This window comes from Amycolatopsis sp. NPDC043887 (assembly GCF_056435665.1).
In genome coordinates this window covers 58,609-76,794 of the sequence record NZ_JBWKEB010000013.1, presented here as the reverse complement: position 1 = coordinate 76,794, position 18,186 = coordinate 58,609, and the positions used below count along the sequence as shown (strand labels likewise).

The 18,186-nt window shown below is 69.4% G+C and carries 18 protein-coding genes; 9 read left to right on the top strand and 9 right to left on the bottom strand.

The window, feature by feature from the left end:
- Positions 1 to 135: 135 nt before the first annotated feature.
- Positions 136 to 1,092, top strand: a complete 957-nt coding sequence (locus tag AC069H_RS30575; RefSeq protein ID WP_478234633.1) for a Ppx/GppA phosphatase family protein — start codon at positions 136 to 138, stop codon at positions 1,090 to 1,092.
- Positions 1,093 to 1,131: 39 nt separating this feature from the next.
- Entirely contained in the window at positions 1,132 to 1,311 is a 180-nt protein-coding gene (locus tag AC069H_RS30570) for a hypothetical protein (RefSeq protein WP_478227147.1), read from the top strand.
- An 81-nt stretch (positions 1,312 to 1,392) separates the two neighbouring features.
- On the opposite strand, the gene AC069H_RS30565 is transcribed toward AC069H_RS30570, so the two are convergent.
- Genes AC069H_RS30565 through AC069H_RS30555 form a run of 3 tightly spaced genes read right to left on the bottom strand, consistent with a single transcriptional unit; the run spans position 1,393 to position 5,086 of the window.
- Positions 1,393 to 3,753: a glycoside hydrolase family 65 protein gene (locus AC069H_RS30565; RefSeq protein ID WP_478234632.1), complete on the bottom strand. Its 2,361-nt coding sequence runs from the start codon at positions 3,751 to 3,753 to the stop codon at positions 1,393 to 1,395.
- Positions 3,750 to 4,484 carry an HAD family hydrolase gene (locus AC069H_RS30560; protein ID WP_478234631.1) on the bottom strand — a complete coding sequence of 245 codons (735 nt, stop codon included), beginning with the start codon at positions 4,482 to 4,484 and terminating at the stop codon, positions 3,750 to 3,752. The genes AC069H_RS30565 and AC069H_RS30560 overlap by 4 nt, the downstream gene beginning before the upstream one ends.
- A gap of 44 nt (positions 4,485 to 4,528) precedes the next feature.
- A complete protein-coding gene (locus AC069H_RS30555; RefSeq protein WP_478234630.1) occupies positions 4,529 to 5,086 on the bottom strand; it encodes a TetR/AcrR family transcriptional regulator in 558 nt (185 codons plus the stop codon).
- A 72-nt stretch (positions 5,087 to 5,158) separates the two neighbouring features.
- Here AC069H_RS30555 and AC069H_RS30550 point away from each other — a divergent pair, with 72 nt between their 5' ends.
- Positions 5,159 to 5,665: a PaaI family thioesterase gene (locus tag AC069H_RS30550; protein ID WP_478227143.1), complete on the top strand. Its 507-nt coding sequence runs from the start codon at positions 5,159 to 5,161 to the stop codon at positions 5,663 to 5,665.
- On the opposite strand, the gene AC069H_RS30545 is transcribed toward AC069H_RS30550, so the two are convergent.
- The 3 genes from AC069H_RS30545 to AC069H_RS30535 all read right to left on the bottom strand — a co-directional run bounded on the left by AC069H_RS30545 (position 5,662) and on the right by AC069H_RS30535 (position 8,291).
- Entirely contained in the window at positions 5,662 to 6,015 is a 354-nt protein-coding gene (locus tag AC069H_RS30545) for a nuclear transport factor 2 family protein (RefSeq protein WP_478227142.1), read from the bottom strand. The two genes, AC069H_RS30550 and AC069H_RS30545, sit on opposite strands and share 4 nt — an antisense overlap.
- Before the next feature lie 136 nt (positions 6,016 to 6,151).
- Positions 6,152 to 7,354: an ROK family transcriptional regulator gene (locus AC069H_RS30540; protein WP_478227141.1), complete on the bottom strand. Its 1,203-nt coding sequence runs from the start codon at positions 7,352 to 7,354 to the stop codon at positions 6,152 to 6,154.
- 208 nt (positions 7,355 to 7,562) lie between these two features.
- A complete protein-coding gene (locus tag AC069H_RS30535) occupies positions 7,563 to 8,291 on the bottom strand; it encodes a zf-HC2 domain-containing protein (protein WP_340687734.1) in 729 nt (242 codons plus the stop codon).
- Between the two features lie 58 nt (positions 8,292 to 8,349).
- On the opposite strand from AC069H_RS30535, the gene sigC reads away from it, so the two are divergent.
- The 6 genes from sigC to AC069H_RS30505 all read left to right on the top strand — a co-directional run bounded on the left by sigC (position 8,350) and on the right by AC069H_RS30505 (position 15,329).
- Complete coding sequence (gene sigC, locus AC069H_RS30530) at positions 8,350 to 8,919, top strand: RNA polymerase sigma factor SigC (RefSeq protein ID WP_034324554.1); 570 nt, start codon at positions 8,350 to 8,352, stop codon at positions 8,917 to 8,919.
- 245 nt (positions 8,920 to 9,164) lie between these two features.
- Positions 9,165 to 11,411: a xanthine dehydrogenase family protein molybdopterin-binding subunit gene (locus AC069H_RS30525; protein ID WP_478227139.1), complete on the top strand. Its 2,247-nt coding sequence runs from the start codon at positions 9,165 to 9,167 to the stop codon at positions 11,409 to 11,411.
- A gap of 27 nt (positions 11,412 to 11,438) precedes the next feature.
- Complete coding sequence (locus tag AC069H_RS30520) at positions 11,439 to 11,894, top strand: (2Fe-2S)-binding protein (RefSeq protein ID WP_340687736.1); 456 nt, start codon at positions 11,439 to 11,441, stop codon at positions 11,892 to 11,894.
- A 139-nt stretch (positions 11,895 to 12,033) separates the two neighbouring features.
- On the top strand, positions 12,034 to 13,275 hold the full coding sequence (locus AC069H_RS30515) for a PucR family transcriptional regulator (RefSeq protein ID WP_478234629.1): 1,242 nt from the start codon (positions 12,034 to 12,036) through the stop codon (positions 13,273 to 13,275).
- A 9-nt stretch (positions 13,276 to 13,284) separates the two neighbouring features.
- Complete coding sequence (locus tag AC069H_RS30510) at positions 13,285 to 14,097, top strand: aldo/keto reductase (protein WP_478234628.1); 813 nt, start codon at positions 13,285 to 13,287, stop codon at positions 14,095 to 14,097.
- A gap of 68 nt (positions 14,098 to 14,165) precedes the next feature.
- Positions 14,166 to 15,329 carry an IS30 family transposase gene (locus AC069H_RS30505; RefSeq protein ID WP_478234627.1) on the top strand — a complete coding sequence of 388 codons (1,164 nt, stop codon included), beginning with the start codon at positions 14,166 to 14,168 and terminating at the stop codon, positions 15,327 to 15,329.
- Positions 15,330 to 15,376: 47 nt separating this feature from the next.
- Here AC069H_RS30505 and AC069H_RS30500 read toward each other — a convergent pair whose 3' ends face one another.
- The 3 genes from AC069H_RS30500 to AC069H_RS30490 are packed head-to-tail and all read right to left on the bottom strand — an operon-like array spanning position 15,377 to position 18,174.
- Entirely contained in the window at positions 15,377 to 16,123 is a 747-nt protein-coding gene (locus tag AC069H_RS30500; RefSeq protein WP_478227136.1) for a class I SAM-dependent methyltransferase, read from the bottom strand.
- A 49-nt stretch (positions 16,124 to 16,172) separates the two neighbouring features.
- Positions 16,173 to 17,207, bottom strand: coding sequence for an L-glyceraldehyde 3-phosphate reductase (gene mgrA, locus AC069H_RS30495; protein ID WP_478234626.1), 1,035 nt, complete (start codon positions 17,205 to 17,207; stop codon positions 16,173 to 16,175).
- A 10-nt stretch (positions 17,208 to 17,217) separates the two neighbouring features.
- Positions 17,218 to 18,174: a helix-turn-helix transcriptional regulator gene (locus tag AC069H_RS30490; RefSeq protein WP_478234625.1), complete on the bottom strand. Its 957-nt coding sequence runs from the start codon at positions 18,172 to 18,174 to the stop codon at positions 17,218 to 17,220.
- Between the last annotated feature and the right edge of the window lie 12 nt (positions 18,175 to 18,186).

Here is an 18,186-nt window from a genome sequence, read left to right as displayed (position 1 = left end):
CTTCGTGGTCAAAAAACGGCCTCCCGGTGGAAAGGGAACGTAAACCACGCCTGAACGGCGAGAAAATACGCCATTATCAGGAGTGAAAGCGAGACCTCGGGGGAATACGTTCGCGACGAAGGTGAGGTGCCTCGCGTGCGCAAGCAGATCGGCGAGCCGTCCGCCGCGGTCCTGGACGTCGGGTCGTTCAGTGCGCGGCTGGTGGTTCTGGCCAAGGGCGGTTCGCCGCTCGACCCCGCGCTGAGCCACCAGACGCGGCTGCGGCTGGACAGGGAACTCGACGATGACGGGAACCTGACCCGGCGCGGTATCGACGCGGTGTCGTCCGCGGTCGAAGCGGGGATGACGATGGCCGCCAAGCACGGCGTCGAAGACGTGTATCCGCTCGCCACGTCGTCGATCCGCGACGCGAGCAACGTCAAGCAGGTCGTCCGCGACGTCCAGAAGGCCACCGGGGTCAAACTGCGGTTCCTCACCGGCCGCCGCGAGGCCGAACTGGCCTACGTCGGCGCGCGCCGGTGGTACGGCGCTTCCGCCGGCGGGCTGCTGGTGCTCGATATCGGCGGCGGGACCGTCGAACTAGCCGCGGGGGACGGCGAGGAGGCCGGGTTCGCGCACTCCCTGCCGCTCGGCGCCCGGTCACTGACCCGGGACTGGTTCGCCACCGAATGCCCGTCGCCCAAGGTCGTGCGGGCGATGCGGGAACACGTGCTCGACGAGTTCCGCGACGCGATGCAGGACGTCCTCCCGCGGATCCGCGACCATCGCGCCGTCGGCTGCTCCAAGGTGCTGCGGCAGCTCGCCCGGCTCGCCGGGGACCGGCCGTCCCGCTCCCGGGAACTGCACCTCGACGACCTGCGCGCGTGGATCCCTCGGCTGGCGAAGCTGCCCGCCAAACGCCGCGCCGAACTGCCGGGTATCTCGCGGCAGCGCTCCCACCAGGCTCTCGCGGGCGCGATCGTCGCCGAGGCGCTGCTGACGCTGGCCGGTGGCCAGGTCGCCATCTGCCCGTGGTCCACCCGGGACGGGCTGCTGCTCGGCATGCTCGACGGGCTGGTCACCCCGGAGGGTGAATCGGCCAAAGCCGCCTGAAGACTGGCGCATCCGGCCGCGAGCGGGTACCCCGGACACATGAGGGAAAGCAAGAAGAGCTTCGGGCAGGACGACGAAGAAGACCTCGACGACCTTCGCGGAATCCAGCCGAAGACCGACGTGCCCGGCGTGCCCAATCGTGACGTCGGGCCGCACGGCACCAAGGAGGTCGACGACGTGCCGGGCGGCGGCGAAGTGCCCGTCGAACCCCCGGACTGAGCTCGCCGCGTGTGCTATGAAAGGTCCTTTCCTTGCAAAATTTGCAAGGAAAGGACCTTTCATAGCACACGAAGGGACCGGTCACGCGTCCTTCGGCTGCCTCCGCGCCGGTGCGCGGCCCGCGGGCTGCACCGGCGCCGGCCCCGGGTCGAGCGCCGGGATCGGCAGCCGCACCGGCTCGGCGGTCACCGTGAACGTGTCGCCGTGGTGCACCAGTTCCAGCGGTGCCCCGGTGATCACGTGGTACGTCGCGCCCTCGCCGTCGATCTCGACCTGGAACCGGGTGCCGCGGAAGGTCAGCCGGAACGCGATCCGCCGGAGTTGCGGCGGCAGCCTCGGCGCGAAGCTCAGCCGGCCGCCGTAGTCGCGCAGCCCGCCGAAACCGGCGACGGTGCCCTGCCACGCGCCCGCCAGCGACGCCAGGTGCAGACCGTTGCGGACGTTGTTGTGCACGTCGTGCAGGTCGGTGAGCGCCGCCTCGGCGAGGTAGTCGTAAGCCAGTTCGAGATGCCCGACCTCGGCCGCCACCACCGCCTGCGTTCCCGCCGACAGCGAGGAATCCCGTACGGTTCGCGCCTCGTAGTAGGCGAAGTCGCGCGCTTTTTCCTCGGGGGTGAAGGAATCCCCGCATAGATGCAGCGCGAGCACGAGATCCGCCTGCTTGACCACCTGTTTGCGGTACAGGTCGAAGTACGGGTAGTTCAGCAGCAGCGGGTAGAAATCCGGGTCCGTCGCCTCGAAATCCCACTCGTCGTGCTCCAGGAACCCTTCGGACTGCGGGTGTACGCCGAGATCCTCGTCGTAGGGCACCAGCATCGCGTCGGCGGCCTTGCGCCACGACGCGACCTCGTCCGCGCCGACCTCGAACCGGCGGGCGACGTCGTCGTGCTGGCCGACGATCTCGGCGGCGTAGAACAGGTTCCGGCGGGCCATGAGGTTCGTGTAGACGTTGTTGTCCGCCACCGCGGAGTACTCGTCCGGCCCGGTGACGCCGTCGATCCGGAACCGGCCCCGCCGGTCGAAATGCCCGAGTGACAACCACAATCGCGCGGTTTCGAGGAGCAGTTCGGCGCCGCAGGTCCGCATGAACTCGTCGTCGCCGGTGGCGTTGAGATAGCGCACGACGGCGTCGGAGATGTCCGCGCTGACGTGGAACGCCGCCGTGCCCGCCGGCCAGTACGCGGAGCATTCCGCGCCGTTGATGGACCGCCAGGGGAACGCCGCGCCGCGCAAACCCAGCTGTGCCGCCCTTTCCCGTGCTTTGTCCAAAGTGGAGTGACGCCAGCGCAGTGCGTCGCGGGCGGCGTCCGGGATGCTGTAGGTGAGCACGGGCAGGACGAACGTCTCGGTGTCCCAGAACGCGTGCCCGTCGTAGCCGGGGCCGGTCAACCCCTTGCCCGCCAGCGCCCTCGTCTCGCCGCGGGCTCCGGCCTGCAGGAGGTGGAAGAGCGCGAACCGCACGGCCTGCTGGAGTTCCGGGTCGCCGTCGATCTCGATGTCCGACGTCTCCCAGAAGTCGTCGAGGAACTCCTTCTGTTCGGCGAGCAGCCCCTTCCAGCCGGTCTGCCGGGCCCCGGCCAGCGCGGCCTCGACCTGCGCGCGCACGGCGGGCACCGAACGCTGCGCGGACCAGCCGTAGGCGAGGAACTTGGTGATCCGCAGCCGTCCGCCCTGGGGCACGTCGACGGCGATGGTGAGCCGCGCCAGGTCTTCCTCGGCCTCGATATGCGTGCGCACGCCGTCGGAGACGTCGATCTTGTGGTCCATCGCGGCGGCCATCCGCAAACCGGATCGGCGGGTCTGGTGCACCAGCACCGCGTGATACGCCTCCGCGTGGTGGTATTCCCCGATCAGCGGCGACTCCAGCGCCGCCGCGACCCGGGGGTCACGCGTGTCGGACTCGATCGGTTCGTTCGCCAGCAGATCCGATTGCACCACCAGCTGGAGGTCGTCGTCGAGCGGTTCGACCTCATACCTGATCGCCGCGACGGCCCGCTGCGTGAAGGAGACCAGGCGTTCGGTCTTCACTCGGACCCGGCGGCCGGTCGGCGAAGACCAGACGGTGTCGCGCGCGAGGGTGCCCTTCCGGAAGTCGAGCACGCGGTCGTGTTCGGTCGCCTGGCCGTACCGCATGTCGAGCGGTTCGTCCTCGACGAGCAGCCGGATGACCTTGCCGTCGGTCACGTTGACGACGGTCTGTCCCTCTTCGGGATAGCCGTAACCGCTTTCCGCGTAAGGAAGATCGTGCTGTTCGTAGAAACCGTTCAGGTAGGTGCCCGGAAGGCCGCGTGGCTCGGCCTCCTCAAGCGTGCCGCGCAGGCCGATGTGCCCGTTGGACACCGCGAACGCCGATTCGGTGCGCTGCAACGCGTCGACGTCCATTCCGTGCCAGCGCAGCTCCCAGGGCGCGACCTCGTAGCCGCGGAGAAGCGATTCGGTCACTTGCGATCCTCCAGGAGTTCGGCGAGGTCCTCCACCACGACGTCGGCGCCGTGCGCGAGCAGCTCGCCCGACTGATGCGCGCGGTTCACCCCTACCACGTAACCGAAACCGCCGTCCTTGCCCGCCTGCACGCCCGCGAGGGCGTCCTCGAAGACGGCCGCGTTCGCCGGTGCGACACCGAACGCCTCGGCGCCGGCGAGGAACGAGTCGGGGGCGGGCTTGCCGCGCAGGTTCTTCTCGGCGATCACGATCCCGTCGATCCGCGCTTCGACGAACTTGGTCAGGTCGGCGGCGTCGAGCACCTTCGCGCCGTTGGCCGACGAGGTGACGACGCCGATGCGCAGCCCCGCTGCCTTGGCGGCCTCCAGATACCGGACGGAACCCGGATACGGAGTCACGCCCTCTTCGTCGATGATCTTCAGCACCAGCTGGTTCTTCCGGTTCCCGATCCCGTTGACGGTGGCGGCCTCGATGTCGTCGCCCGGGCTTCCCTCTGGCAGTTCGATCCCGCGCGAGGTGAGGAACGTGCGGACGCCGTCGGCCCTCGGCCGTCCGTCGACGTAGGCCGCGTAATCGGTGTCGGTGAACGGCGAGAACGCGTCACCGTCGCGGGCGCGCAGGAACTCGTCGAACGTGCGTTTCCACGCTTCGCGATGCTGGGCCGCGGTTCCGGTCAGCACGCCGTCGAGGTCGAAGAGACAGGCCGTGATGGTGTCGGGCAGACCGATCATGTCTGGCCACGCTACCCGCGCCGGCTGGTGCTCGCTCGGCTTCGTCAGGCGTTGCGGATCACGAGCGCGACATGCCGCGCGGCCCGGTCCAGCGGGTCGGACGACCGGTGGACCCGGCTGACCAGCAGGGCTCCTTCGAGGTTGTTCATGATGGCCGTCGCGACGTCTTCGGGATCCTTGACATCACTGAGCAGTTCGACGAGCAGGGCATGCCAGGCGGCGAACGCGTCCTGGCACGCCTTGGTGATGGCGGGCGAGGCGTGCGCCATCTCCAGGGTGATCGTGGCGAGCGGGCAGCCACCGCGGTAGTCGTCGGCGGCCAACGCCTCACCCGCCTTGCGATACCACCAGGCCACGGCGTCTTCGACGGTCTCGGTGCGCTCGAAGGCACGGCGGACCGTCTTCGCCACGACGGCGGTGCCGAGTTCGATGGCGGCGACCGCGAGTTGCTCTTTGCCGCCGGGGAAGTGGTGGTACGCCGACCCCCACGGCGTCCCGGCCTGCTCGACCAGCCGCCGCCACGAGGTGGCCTGGTAGCCCTCGCGGCGGAAGAGCGTCATCGCGGTCGAGATCATCCGCTCGCGAGTGGTGGTGTCGGACACGTCGCTCAGCATAGCCCTTGACTAGGACGACCGTCTTAGGAAACTCTAGGACGATCGTCTTAGGAGGCGGCCATGACCACCGATGTCACCGGGCAGACCAGGCAGAAGACCGTGACCTGGCAGGATCCGCTGCCCACCGCCCGGCTCGGCCGGGAAATGTCCGGCCTCGACTACCTCACCGGCATCGCCGAGGGGCGGATCCCGCCGGCACCGATCTCGGCGCATTTCGGCATGCGCTGGGTGAGCGTGGCCGAAGGCGACGTCGTGATCGCCGCGACGCCGGACGAGTCGCTGTACAACCCCATCGGGACCGTGCACGGCGGGGTCGCGGCGACCCTGCTCGATTCGGCGGTGGCGTGCGCGGTGCACTCGACCCTGCCCGCCGGGATCGGCTACACCTCGGTGGAGCTGAAGGTGAACTACCTGCGCGCCATTTCCGGCTCGGTGGGGGAGATCCGCGCCCACGGCTGGGTCGTGAAGGCCGGTTCGCGCGTCGCGTTCGCCGAGGGCGACATCCGCGACGGTCAGGGCAAGGTGCTCGCGACGGCGTCGAGCACCTGCCTGATCATCAAGCCCTAGAACATTTTCGCGCCGGGCGGCACCGGCTGTTTGACGTCCCAGTGCTCCACGATGAGCCCGTCCTCCACGCGCACGATGTCGACGACGGCCGCTCCGGGTTCCTCGCCCGGGCGGACGACGTGCAGGTGCACGACGACGTGCTCGTCGTCGGCGATCACGCGTTTCACCGAGACGTCCGCGCCCGCCATCGGCGAATTCCGCATCGCTTCCACGAAAGCGTCACGGCCGGAGGGAAATCCCGGGCTGTGCGTGACGAAATCCGGGTGTACGTTCGTGCCCGCGGCGGCGAAGTCCTTGCGCACGAACAAGTTCTCGAAACAGTCGAGGACGATCTTCTTGGCTGTGGTCATACGGACATCGTTCCGCGCGGGCTCCGCAGCCGTCGATTACCGCGGAGGTAAAGCCCCACGACGGCGAGCGCGCCGGAACGTGGCGGGACGACCACCTCCCCAGGTGCAAGCCGACGCGAACTTCCGACCCGGCCGCTCAGGCCGCGCCGACCTTGCGTTCGAAGACCAGGCCTTCGGCGGCGCGCAACCCGACGCTGATCGCGCCGGTCAGCACCCCGTCGTCGCCCAGTTCGCCCTGGACGACCGACGGGACCAAGGGAGTGAACGAGCGCAGGGCGCGGTCGATCGGGTCGAGCAGCAGATCGGCCGCGGTGCCGATCCCGCCGCCGAGCACGATCAGTTCGGGATCGATCACCGCGGCCACGGACGCCACGGTGTACGCGAGCCTGTCGGCCTCCGCCTCGACGGCACGCAGGGCGAGTTCGTCGCCGTCCCGGGCGAGCCGGAAGACCTCGCGGGCCGATTTCGCCGTGCCGAGGCCGAGTTCGCGCGCGCCGCGGACGACGGACTGCGCCGCCGTCGCCTCTTCGAGGTGGCCGCGGACCGGCGGCGAGTCCTCGCCTTCGCCCGCCGCGTCCGACTGCCCGTACGGCAGGTAGCCGATCTCGCCCGCCGCGCCCGTCGCGCCGCGGAAGACCTGGCCGTTGACCATCACGCCCATCCCGACGCCGGTGCCGATGGTGATGCAGCCGAACACCGACGCCCCGCGCGCGGCGCCGCGTTCCCATTCGCCGACGGCGGTGAGGTTCGCGTCGTTCTCGACCATGAGATCCGGGCCGAGGACGGCTTCGAGTTCGTCGAGCAGGCCCGCCTTGCCCCAGCCGGGCAGGTTCGGCGCGTGCCGGAAGCAGCGTTTGTCCGGGTCGGCGACGCCGGGGGAGCCGAGGACCCGCACGACGATGTCGGCCTGGCTCAGCCCCGCTTCGCGCACGGTCGCCGCGGCGAGGGCGCCCACCGCGCTGACGAGCGCGGTGCCCGAACGTGAGGTGTTCCGCTCGTCACGGCGGGCGACCACGGTATGGCCGAGATCCGAGACGGCGACGCGGAGGTGCTCGCGTCCGATGTCGACACCGAGGACGTAGCCCGCCGTGGGATCCGCTTCGTAGAGGACGGCGGACCGGCCGGTGCCGGTCGAGGTGTGCCCGGTCGCCCTGGCGAGACCCGCCGCTTCGAGCGCCAGTAACGCTTGGCTCACCGTGGGTTTCGAAAGACCGGTGTCCTTGGCGACTTGGGGTCGCGTCGCCGGGCCGCTGCGGCGTAGGAGGTCCAGCACGGCGCGCTGATTGATCTTCCGCATCCCGGCGGGGGTGCCGACGGGTGGGTTTTCTGCGCCAACCACGAGCTTCGCCTCCTGTCGAACCAAGGTGTTCCACCAAAGTTATCCGCCTCCGGCCCGAAATGGGCAAGAAGGTTTACATTCGGTGGTTCCAGGCGACGATAAACGTGTCCGCGCCGCGAATCGCGCACGCCGCGCGCGAAAAACCGTGATTCACCCGGTATCCGGGCGCGTGCTCCCAGTGACCGGTAATGGTCTAGACCAGATGGCTTCAAGCGACGTGGCGGCTCGCAGGCCTCCGGAATCCCCTGTGCTGCCGGGGTCGTTCGGGGGCTTCACCGGTCTCGTGGTCCGTTTCCGCGCTGTGGGAACCCGGATGGTCGGCCGTCGTCGCCGGGCTGGGGCGGTTGCGCAGCCGGTGCTGCCGGTTCACCACGTACAGCAACAGCAGTCCGGCGACGACCAACCCGTGGGTGAGCACGCGTCCGGCGGTCACCTGCCCGGTGACGAGGTCACCCGCCGACAGCGCCAGGAGGAGCGCGACGAAACCGGTCAGCGCGGGCAGCTGCCCGGACGCCGCCTTCGTGCGGACGGCCGCCCAGCCGAGTCCGACACCGACGGCGAGGTTCCACGCGCTGCTTTCATGCGAAAGGTGCCCGATCAGGGATTCCGTGCCGTGCCCCGCGGTGTGGTCTTCGACGCCCAGCAGCTGGGCGAAAGCGAGGCCGAGCTGCGCGATCGCGACCAGCGCGAGCGCGATCCTGGCAGGCCAGCCCTCGCTCGGCGGGGCTGGGGTGCGTTCGAGGATGACGGCGGTGAGGTCCGGGACCGGGGGAGCGGGCCGCACCAGCATCGCCCGGTGCATCCGCTCGGCGCGAGAGAGCCACGACCGGCATGCGGGGCAGCCCGCCACGTGCCGGTCGACCACCTCGGGCGGGGCGGGTTCGGTTTCGCCGTCGAGCCGGGCCGACAGGGCCTCGCGGCAGGTCTCGCACTTCACGTCTCACTTGTCGGGCGCGGGCCTGCCCCGGTTCCCGGGACGCTGCTACGTTTCTCGTATGGCCGGGCCGCGCAACCACGACGACGAGCGGGTGACCGAGCTCGCTCTCGCCGCCGCCCGCGGCGACCGGCGGGCGCTCGAGGACTGGGTGCGTGCCACCCAGGCCGACGTCTGGCGCTTCGTCGCGCACCTCGCCGACGTCGGCGCCGCGGACGATCTCACCCAGGAGACGTACCTGCGCGCGTTCGGCAGCCTGCGGCGGTTCGCCGGCCGGTCCTCTTCGCGGACCTGGCTCCTGTCGATCGCGCGCCGCGTCGTCGTCGACCGCATCCGGGCGGCTTCGGCGCGTCCGAAGCTCGCCGATGTCGACTGGGAGGCCACCGCCGAGCGACGTGGCGCCCGTCAGGCGGAGGGTGTCGCCGGCTTCGAGGACCTGGTGGAGCTGCGGATGCTGCTCGACGGGCTCGACCCGGAGCGGCGCGAGGTCCTCGTCCTCACCCAGGTGCTCGGGCTTTCGTACGCCGAGGCCGCCGAGATCTGCGGCTGCCCGGTCGGCACCGTGCGTTCGCGTGTCGCGCGTGCCCGCGAGGACCTGCTCGAAGCGGGCCGGGAGCGCGACTCCATCTGACGCGTTTAGTCCTCTGAATGCGGTAGTTCGCGCTGCCAACTACCGCATTCAGAGGACGAATTGCCCCGCGTGCTGTGGCGCGCCACACATTCGGGGCCGTTCGTTGTCATCTTGTCACACAGATGAGCCGACCCGACTACTCCGCGTTGACTAGGCCGAATGCCGATGCCTAGCGTGTCGCCATCCGACCCCAGGCCGCGCGAGGGTCCCCGCCTTCTCCGCGCGCTCTCGAAGGGATCTTCCCGATGGCCAGTCCCACCACTGGAACCCCAGGCGAGGCCCCGGACCCCGGAGGCCTCGGCCGTCGCCGGTTCCTGACCTTTCTCGTCGCCGCGCCCACGCTCACGATCGCCACGAAGATCGGTATCGACACCGTCGCGCCCGAAGAGGCCGAAGCCGTCATCCCGACCCCGCCCGGGCCGGCCGAGATCCTCGACCTCGGCGACGTGCTGATCCTGTCGAACGCCCCCACCGCCGGTCTTCTCGTGCTCGAAGTCCGCGAAGACGGCCGCGTGCGGCTGGAACTGCCGCGGACCGAGGTCGGGCAGGGCATCACCACGGCGAACGCGATGCTGGTCGCCGAAGAGATGGACCTGCCGCTCGACCGCGTCGACGTCGTCCTCTCCGACGCCCGCTCCGAGCTGCTGTTCAACCAGCTGACCGGCGGTTCCAACACGATGCGCTCGCTCTACACCCCGGTGCGGACCGCGGCGGCCGCAGCGCGCGCCCGCCTGGTCGCGACCGCCGCCCAGCAATGGGGCGCCAAGGCCGACCGGCTGTCCACAAGGGACGGTTCGGTGATCGCCCCCGACGGACGCCGCGCGGACTACGGCGCACTGGCCAAGCCCGCCGCCCGCGCCGACCTCGGCAAGCTCACCGCGGCCCCGAAGGCGGAGTCCGCGCACAAGCTGGTCGGCACGCCGCAATCGCGCAAGGACGCCCGCGCGATGGTCACCGGACAGCTGCAGTACACCCTCGACCTGGACATCCCCGGCGCGAAGCCGGTCATGGTCCGCCGCCCGCCGACGATCAACGGCACGGTCAAGCAGGTCAACAACGAGGCCGCCGTCCGCGCGATGCCCGGCATCATCGACATCGCCGTGATCAAGACCGGGGTCGCGGTGATGGCCGAGACCTTCGGCCAGGCGCTCGACGGCAAGAACGCCCTCGACGTCACCTGGAACGGCGGCACCGTCGACGGCGAGAACAACGCGACGATCAAGAAGAAGCTGCAGGCCGCCGCGCTCCCGTTCATCGTGCCGCCGCTGCTGACCCAGTACGTCGACGGCGAGTTCGACTTCGCCTTCGCCAGCCACGCCCCGCTGGAGACCAACTCGGCCGTCGCCGACGTCCGGGAGGACAGCGCGACCATCTGGTCCGGGATGAAGGTGCCGATCCTCGCGAAGCAGAACATCGCGCAGGAACTCGGGCTGCCGGAGAACAAGGTGACCGTGCACGTCCAGCAGGCGGGCGGTTCCTTCGGCCGGCGGCTGTTCTCCGACGGCGCCATCGAGGCCGCGCGTGCGTCCAAGGCGTTCAAGCGGCCGGTGCGGCTGATGTGGAGCCGCATCGACGACATGCGCCACGGCCGCGCGCGGGCCGCGAGCCACCACAAGATCCGCGCCACCTTCGCACTCGGCCAGGTGCTCACCTTCGAACACCGGGTCGCCAGCGTGGAAACCGACTGGAGCCACGGGCTCGGCGAGGTCCTCACGGCGTTCGCCTCCGAACTGCCCGTCGGCGGCAACCTGAGCTTCGCGCAGACGGTGTTCCTGCTGACGGTGAAGTCGCCGTACAACTTCGGCGTCACGACGCAGCTGCTCAACGAGGTCCCGGTGGACTTCCACACCGGTGCCTGGCGGTCGGTGTACTCGTCGAGCACGCGCGGTGCGGAAGAGATCATGGTCGACGAGATCGCCGCGAAGCTCGGCAAGGACCCGGTCGAGTTCCGGCGTGAGTTCATCAAGGACGACCGGCAGCGCGCGGTGCTGGACAAGGTCGCCGAACTCGGCGAGTGGGGCAAGAAGATGCCCAAGGGCTTCGCGCAGGGTGTCGCCGTGCACGGCGAGTACAAGTCGTACACCGCCTGCCTCGTTGAAATGGACGCCCGTGACCCTAAGAAACCGCGTGTCACCAAGGCGACCATCGCGGTCGACGTCGGCAAGCCGATCAACCCGCGCGGGATCGAGGCGCAGATGCTCGGCGGCCTGACCGATGGCATCGCCACGACGCTGACCGCGGGTCTGCACATCGACAAGGGTCTGCCGCTGGAGGGCAGCTACTCGCAGTTCCATTACGCGCGGCAGAAGAACTCGCCGACGGACGTCAAGATCCACGTGATGCCGGAGACGGGCGAGATCGGCGGCGCCGGGGAGCTCGGCGTGCCCGCGCCGGTCGGCGCGATCGGGAACGCCTACGCGCGGGCCACCGGGATCAAACCGCGCAGCTTCCCGATCAACTTCCCGATCGACTTCGAACCCTTCCCCCGCTGACTTTCCTTCCCCGCCAAGGAGTTTTCGATGCCCAATTACACCTTCACGGTGAACGGGAAGACCGTCACCGTCGACGCTCCCGCGGATCTGCCCATGCTGTGGGCGCTGCGGGACAAGCTCGGCGTCCGCGGCCCGAAGTACGGCTGCGGGATCAACGTCTGCAAGGCCTGCACCAGCCACCTCGACGGCGAGGCGTTCAACCCGTGCGTGACGCCGGTGTCCGACTGCGCGGGCAAGGAGGTCACCACGATCGAAGGTCTCGCCGACGGTGACGACCTGCACCCGGTGCAGGAGGCCTGGCTGGAGCAGGACGTCGCGCAGTGCGGCTACTGCCAGCCGGGTCAGATCATGGCGGCGGTGGCGCTGCTGAAGAAGACGAAGAACCCGACCGACGCCGAGATCGACGCGATCCAGAACGTCTGCCGGTGCGGCACCTACTTCCGGATCCGCGAAGCCATCAAGAGCGCGGCCGCGAAGCTGTGAAACCCCGCCGGTGCGGTGGAAATCCCGATTTTCCGCCGCACCGGCGGCGCCTCGCGGTTTCGACAGGCCACTTCCGGGCAAGTCGTGTTAGATGACGTCCCCAGGGACTCGACGAGGAGTCCCTGCCCGGAGGACGTCCATGCACTACCGAACTGTGCTCCGCGAAGGTTCGGCCGCCGTCGTCGCCGAACTGGCCGTGGAGGTCGAAAAGCAGCTGCCGGCGCTCATCGACAGCACTGTCGGGCAGATCCGTGCCGAGATGCCGGTGTACCGCGACGCGCAGTTCGTCGGCCCCGCCGAACTGCGGACGTCGGTGCGGAACAACCTCGAGTTCGTCATGCGGACCCTCCGTGGCACGGAGGAACCCGACCTCACCCAGGCCAGGGCGACCGGGCGCGCCCGCGCGCTGCAGGGCGCGCCGCTGCCGGAACTCCTGCGGGCCTACCGGATCGGGCTCACCGAGGTGTGGAACCGGTTCGTCGACCTGACCGCTTCGGGTGAGCATCAGGACCTCCGCGGCCTCGTCGCCGCGACGTCGGCGATCTGGGCGCTGATCGACGACTACGCCGAGGCGCTGACGACGACCTACCGCGACACCACCGCCGAAGTCATGCTGGCGCACCAAAGCAGACGCTCGGCGTTGGTCGAGGCGCTGTTCGCCGGTGGCGCGGCCACCGAGGGCACGCTGTGGGACATCGCGCGCGTGCTGGAGCTCTCGCTCGACGGGACGTATGTGGTCGTCGCCGCCGAGACCCCGCGCGTCGGGCACGAACCGTTGCCCCAGATCGAAAACCGGCTCCGCGAACGGCATCACGCGTCCGCCTGGCGGCTCACTCCGGACCTGCAGGTGGGCGTGGTCTCGATGCGGGATCCGGCGGCGTCCCAGGTGATCATCGAGCTGTTGCGGGAGAACCAGACCGGCCGGATCGGGGTCAGCCCGGTGTTCACCGGACTCGGGAACACCTCCCGCGCACTGCACCTCGCCCGAGTCGCGCTCTCCAGCATGATGCCGGGGTCGACGGGAATGGTGCAGTTCAACGAATCCCCGCTGGCCGGTCTCGTCGCCAGCGCGCCCGAGGCGTCGGTCCAGCTCGCGCACCATGTGCTGCGGCCGATCCTGGACCTGCCCGGCGACGACCGGAACGTGCTCCTGCTGACGTTGCGGGCGTGGTTCGAATGCCAGGGCTCCACGAAACTGACGTCCGAGCGGATGTTCTGTCATCCCAACACGATCCGGCACCGGCTGAAGCGGATTTCCGAGGAACTGGGGCGTTCGCTGACCGACCCGGCCGACATAGCCGAACTCGGTGCCGCCCTGCGCGCGCTCCACATGTTCCCGGACACCTCGCATTTGCCCTCGCCGAGGGATCCGCTGCGCTAGGTTCGCGGCATGGAACAGTTCGCCATCGGCGGAGACCTGCCCGTACACCGTCTCGGTTTCGGCGCCATGCACCTGCCGACCGAAGCAGGACCCGGACGCGACAACGCGATCGCCGTCGCGCGGCGCGCGGTCGAACTCGGCATCACGCTGATCGACACCGCGCATCTCTACGGCGGGGGCGCGAACGAGGAACTGCTCGCCGAAGCGCTCCATCCGTACCCCGGCGATCTGGTGGTCACCACCAAGGTCGGCGTCGTGCGGACCGGCGACGACTGGAAGTACGACGCACGGCCGGAATCGCTACGGGTGCAGATCGACGAAGGGCTGCGGCGGCTGCGTGTCGAGCGAATCGAGCTGCTGCAGTTGCACCGCCTCGACCCGGAGACGCCCCTGGCCGATCAGCTCGGCGCGCTGCGGGACCTGCGCGACGAGGGCAAGATCGGCCGGATCGGGCTGTCCGAGGTCACCGTGGACGAACTCGCGCGGGCACGGGAGATCGTGGACATCGCGAGCGTGCAGAACCGCTACAGCCTGCTCGACCGCGAGCACGAATCGGTGCTGGACGCGTGCGAGGCGGCCGGGATCGCTTTCCTGCCATGGCGTCCGGTGCACGGCGCCGCGTCTTCCGCCACCGCCGCGCTCGCGGCCGTCGCTTCGGAACTCGGGGTGACCACGGCGCAGGCCGGGCTCGCGTGGCTGCTCGCGCGGTCGCCGGTGATCCTGCCGATCCCGGGGACGGCGAGCCTCGCACACCTGGAGGAGAACTTCGCCGCCGCCGACGTCAAGCTGACCGCTGAGCAGCTGGAGCGCTTGGGCTCGTGAGTGGTAAGGACGGTTAGAACCGCTTGGGTTCTAGTGGTCGTCGCAGCATCTGATGTGGAGGTGTTGTGATGGCTGGGATACGTCGTCGTTGGTTGCCGCGGGATGTTCGGGTGGCGTTCTGGGACCGGGTTCGGGCCGGGTTGCCGGTGGAGCGGGCGGCGGTGGCCGTGGGCGTGTCGCGGGCCAGCGGGAGACGGTGGTTCGACGAGGCTGGCGGTGTGATCAGTAATGCGCCGAAGGCGGGGTCGGGCCGCTATCTCTCGCTGGCCGAGCGGGAGGAGATCATGATCCTGTGGGCCCAGGAAGTACCGAGAGCGGAGATCGCGCGCCGGCTGGGCCGGGATCGCTCCACGATCGGGCGGGAGCTGGACCGTAACAGCACCGGGCAGGGCTATCGGGCCAGCAGTGCCCAGCAGTTGTCCGAGCTGCGGGCGAAACGGCCGAAACCGGCGAAGCTGGCCGTGGACCCGGTGCTGCGGGACAGAGTGCAGGCGGATCTGCGGGCGCGGTGGTCGCCGGAACAGATCACTGCCAGGCTGGTCCGGGACTTTCCCGACCAGCCGAGGATGCACGTGAGTCACGAGACGATCTACCAGGCCATCTACGTCCAAGGCCGGGGCGCGCTGCGGCGTGAGCTGGCGCAGTGCTTGCGGACCGGGCGAGCGATCCGCCGGCCGCATCGGATGCCCGATGGACGCCGGACCCGTCAGGGCAAGATCGCCGGGATGGTCCCGATCTCCGAACGCCCCGCCGAAGCCGCAGACCGGGCGATCCCGGGGCATTGGGAAGGCGATCTGATCATGGGCAAGGACAATCGTTCGGCGATCGGGACCCTGGTCGAACGCTCGACCCGGTTCTGCCTGCTGCTGCACCTGCCCGGCGGGAAAGACGCCGCCACCGTCGCCGACGAGATGATCAAGACGATTCAGCGGTTGCCCGCCGAGCTGCGCCGGTCACTGGCCTGGGACCAAGGAACCGAGATGGCCCAGCACGCCCAGATCACCCTGGCCACCGACCTCGACATCTACTTCTGCGACCCGCACTCACCCTGGCAACGAGGCTCGAACGAGAACACCAACGGCCTGCTCCGTCAGTACTTCCCCAAAGGCACCGACCTCGCCACACACAGCCGGGAAGACCTTGCGAGGGTGGCCGCCGAACTCAACGGCCGCCCCCGCAGAACCCTCAACTGGGACACCCCAGCCGAACGACTCAACAAGCTACTGTCCTAACAGGAGCATGTTGCGACGATCGCATGAATCCACCCCGTCCTTACCACTCACGAGGGTTTGACGGCCTCCACGAGCACCCGCCGCGAGTGCGCGACGAACTTCCCATCGGCCTCGATCATCCGATGGAGTTCCGCGAGCCTGTCGCGGTACTTCTCCACTTCGAACCCCGGCACGATCCAGATCACCTTCCGGAGGAAGTGGACCACCGCGGCGAGGTCGAAGAACTCCATCCGCAGTTTCGCCGGTTCGAGGCGCTCGACCCGCAGCCCGACGGCCTCCGCCTCGACGCGCAGCACGTCGGGCGTCCAGCCGCCGTAGTCCTGCGGGCCGAGGAAGAACTCCTTCAGCTCCCGCACGGTGCCGGCACCGATCTGTTGCGACAGAAAGGTTCCGCCCGGACGTAGCACGCGGGCGATCTCCCGCCACGGGTTCTCGATCGGATGACGGCTGCTCACCAGATCGAAGGACTCGTCGGGGAACGGCAAAGGCGCGTCGTACTCGGCCTCGACCACCTCGCCGCCCAACGGCGAGAGGGTCCTCCGGGCGACCTCGACGTTCGGCGGCCAGCCTTCGGTGGCGGCGAGGACCGGTGGCGGTTTCGGGATGCCCGCGAGCACCTCGCCGCCGCCGGTCTGCAGATCCAGCCCGGCGGCGGCCGCCGCCATCCGCTCGCCGAGCAGCCGCGAGTAACCCCACGGTGGCCGTTCCTCCGTGGCCCGGCCCTCGAACCACGAGAAGTCCCAGCCTTCGACCGGGACGGCCTCTCCCTCGGCGAGCAGCTCTTCGAAAGTCATGCCCGCAGTCTCGGCTCCCCGGCTTGGCGGGGCAACGCGATTTCGGGTGCTATCCGGCGTCGGTCGAGCGCTTCCAGAGGTTGATGTCGGCCTCGGTGGCGTAGCGGTCGATCTCGGCCAGCTCTTCGTGGGTGAAGTGCAGGTTCTTCAGCGCGCCGACGTTGTCCTCCAGCTGGGCGACGCTGCTCGCGCCGATCAGCACCGACGTCATCCGCGGGTCACGCAGGCCCCACGCGAGCGCGAGCTGCGCCAGCGTCTGCCCGCGCCGCCGGGCGATCTCGTTCAGCGCCCGGATCTTGCCGAGGGTGCTCTCGGTGATAGTGTCCGGGTTGAGGGACTTCCCTTGCGCCGCACGGGAATTCTCGGGGACGCCGTCGAGGTAGCGGCTGGTCAGCAGTCCCTGCGCCAGCGGCGAGAAGGCGATGCATCCCGCGCCTTCGGCTTCGAGCGTGTCGAGCAGCTTGTCGCCTTCGAGCCAGCGGTTGAACATCGAGTACGACGGCTGGTGGATGAGCAGCGGGGTGCCCAGCTCGCGCAGAAGTCGCGCGGCCTCGGCGGTCTTCTCCGACGAGTACGACGATATGCCGACGTACAGCGCGCGTCCGGAGCGGACGGCGGTGTCGAGCGCGCCGACCGTCTCCTCGAGCGGCGTCTCGGGGTCGAAGCGGTGCGAGTAGAAGATGTCGACGTAGTCCAGGCCCATCCTGCCGAGCGACTGGTCCAAAGAGGACAGCAGGTACTTGCGCGAGCCCCATTCGCCGTACGGGCCTGGCCACATGTCGTAACCGGCCTTGGTCGAGACGACCAGTTCGTCACGGTAGGGCTTGAAGTCCGAAGCCAGCAGCCTGCCGAAGTTCTGCTCGGCCGAACCGTAGGGCGGGCCGTAGTTGTTGGCGAGGTCGAAATGGGTGATGCCCAGGTCGAACGCGCGCCGCGCGATGTCCCGCTGGGTGCCCAGTGGCTTGTCGTCGCCGAAGTTGTGCCACAGGCCCAGCGAGATCGCGGGCAGCTTCAGGCCGCTGCGCCCGGTGCGGCGGTAAGGGATGCTCTCGTATCGGCCCTCGGCCGCGACATAGGTGCTCACCGGGCCGATGCTAGTCGCCGGAAGCGCGGGAGAAGAGGGTGGCGACGGCGCCGAGGTGATCTTTGAACGCCGAAGGGCTCTCGACCTGGAAGGGCGCGCCGATGGCGGCGAGGATCAGGACGGGCCAGTCGAAGGTGTCGACGTTCATCGTCAGACGGCAGGACGTCTCGTCGATCGCTTCGAGCGCGCCACCGAGGTACCGCACCGCCGATTCGACCCGGTCCTTCGGCGCGTCGACCCGGACGACCAAGGTGTGGGTGGTCGGCCTGGCCTTGATCCGCGCCTCGACGAACTTGACCGCGTCGCCGCCGGGGAGCTCGCGCGGCCGGTAGCGCGCGCCGGTCGTGCGAGGATCGCTGAGCCTGTCGACGCGGAACGTGCGCCAATCCACCCGGTCGAGGTCCCACGCCACCAGATACCAGCGCCGTCCGAGCGAGACGAGCCGATGCGGCTCGACCAGCCGCGCGGACTCCTCGCCGCCGCGTGCCGCGTAGTCGAACTTCAGCCGCTCGTCGTCCCGGCACGCCTGAGCGATCACCGTCAGGCTGGCCGCGTTGACCCGGGGGCCGGTGACGGCCGCCGGCGTCGTGTACGCCTGGAGCGCGTCGACACGTCTGCGCAGCCGGGGCGGCATCACCTGGACGACCTTCGTCAGCGCCCGGACCGAGGTCTCCTCGATGCCTTCCACCGAACCGCTCGCCGCCGTCCGCAGGCCGACCGCGATCGCCACGGCCTCCTCGTCGTCCAGCAGCAACGGCGGCATGACCGTGCCCGATCGCAGCTGATAGCCGCCCGCGACGCCGCGGCTCGCGTTGACCGGATAACCCAGCTCGCGCAGCCGCTCGACGTCGCGCCGCAGCGTCCGCTCGCTCACCTCGAGTTTGTCGCTCAGTTCGGTCCCCGACCAGAAGCGGTGTGTCTGCAGCAGCGACAGCAGCCGCAGCATCCGCGCACTCGTATTCGCCATGAATCCAGGTTC

What these genes read in the sequence shown, in the direction of transcription:
- AC069H_RS30505 (WP_478234627.1), top strand. Translation starts at nt 14,166, where the DNA reads ATGGCTGGGATACGTCGTCGTTGGTTGCCGCGGGATGTTCGGGTGGCG.
- AC069H_RS30490 (WP_478234625.1), bottom strand. Translation starts at nt 18,174, where the DNA reads ATGGCGAATACGAGTGCGCGGATGCTGCGGCTGCTGTCGCTGCTGCAG.
- AC069H_RS30545 (WP_478227142.1), bottom strand. Translation starts at nt 6,015, where the DNA reads ATGACCACAGCCAAGAAGATCGTCCTCGACTGTTTCGAGAACTTGTTC.
- AC069H_RS30500 (WP_478227136.1), bottom strand. Translation starts at nt 16,123, where the DNA reads ATGACTTTCGAAGAGCTGCTCGCCGAGGGAGAGGCCGTCCCGGTCGAA.
- AC069H_RS30525 (WP_478227139.1), top strand. Translation starts at nt 9,165, where the DNA reads ATGGCCAGTCCCACCACTGGAACCCCAGGCGAGGCCCCGGACCCCGGA.
- AC069H_RS30520 (WP_340687736.1), top strand. Translation starts at nt 11,439, where the DNA reads ATGCCCAATTACACCTTCACGGTGAACGGGAAGACCGTCACCGTCGAC.
- AC069H_RS30560 (WP_478234631.1), bottom strand. Translation starts at nt 4,484, where the DNA reads ATGATCGGTCTGCCCGACACCATCACGGCCTGTCTCTTCGACCTCGAC.
- AC069H_RS30550 (WP_478227143.1), top strand. Translation starts at nt 5,159, where the DNA reads ATGACCACCGATGTCACCGGGCAGACCAGGCAGAAGACCGTGACCTGG.
- AC069H_RS30510 (WP_478234628.1), top strand. Translation starts at nt 13,285, where the DNA reads ATGGAACAGTTCGCCATCGGCGGAGACCTGCCCGTACACCGTCTCGGT.
- AC069H_RS30515 (WP_478234629.1), top strand. Translation starts at nt 12,034, where the DNA reads ATGCACTACCGAACTGTGCTCCGCGAAGGTTCGGCCGCCGTCGTCGCC.
- sigC (WP_034324554.1), top strand. Translation starts at nt 8,350, where the DNA reads ATGGCCGGGCCGCGCAACCACGACGACGAGCGGGTGACCGAGCTCGCT.
- AC069H_RS30570 (WP_478227147.1), top strand. Translation starts at nt 1,132, where the DNA reads ATGAGGGAAAGCAAGAAGAGCTTCGGGCAGGACGACGAAGAAGACCTC.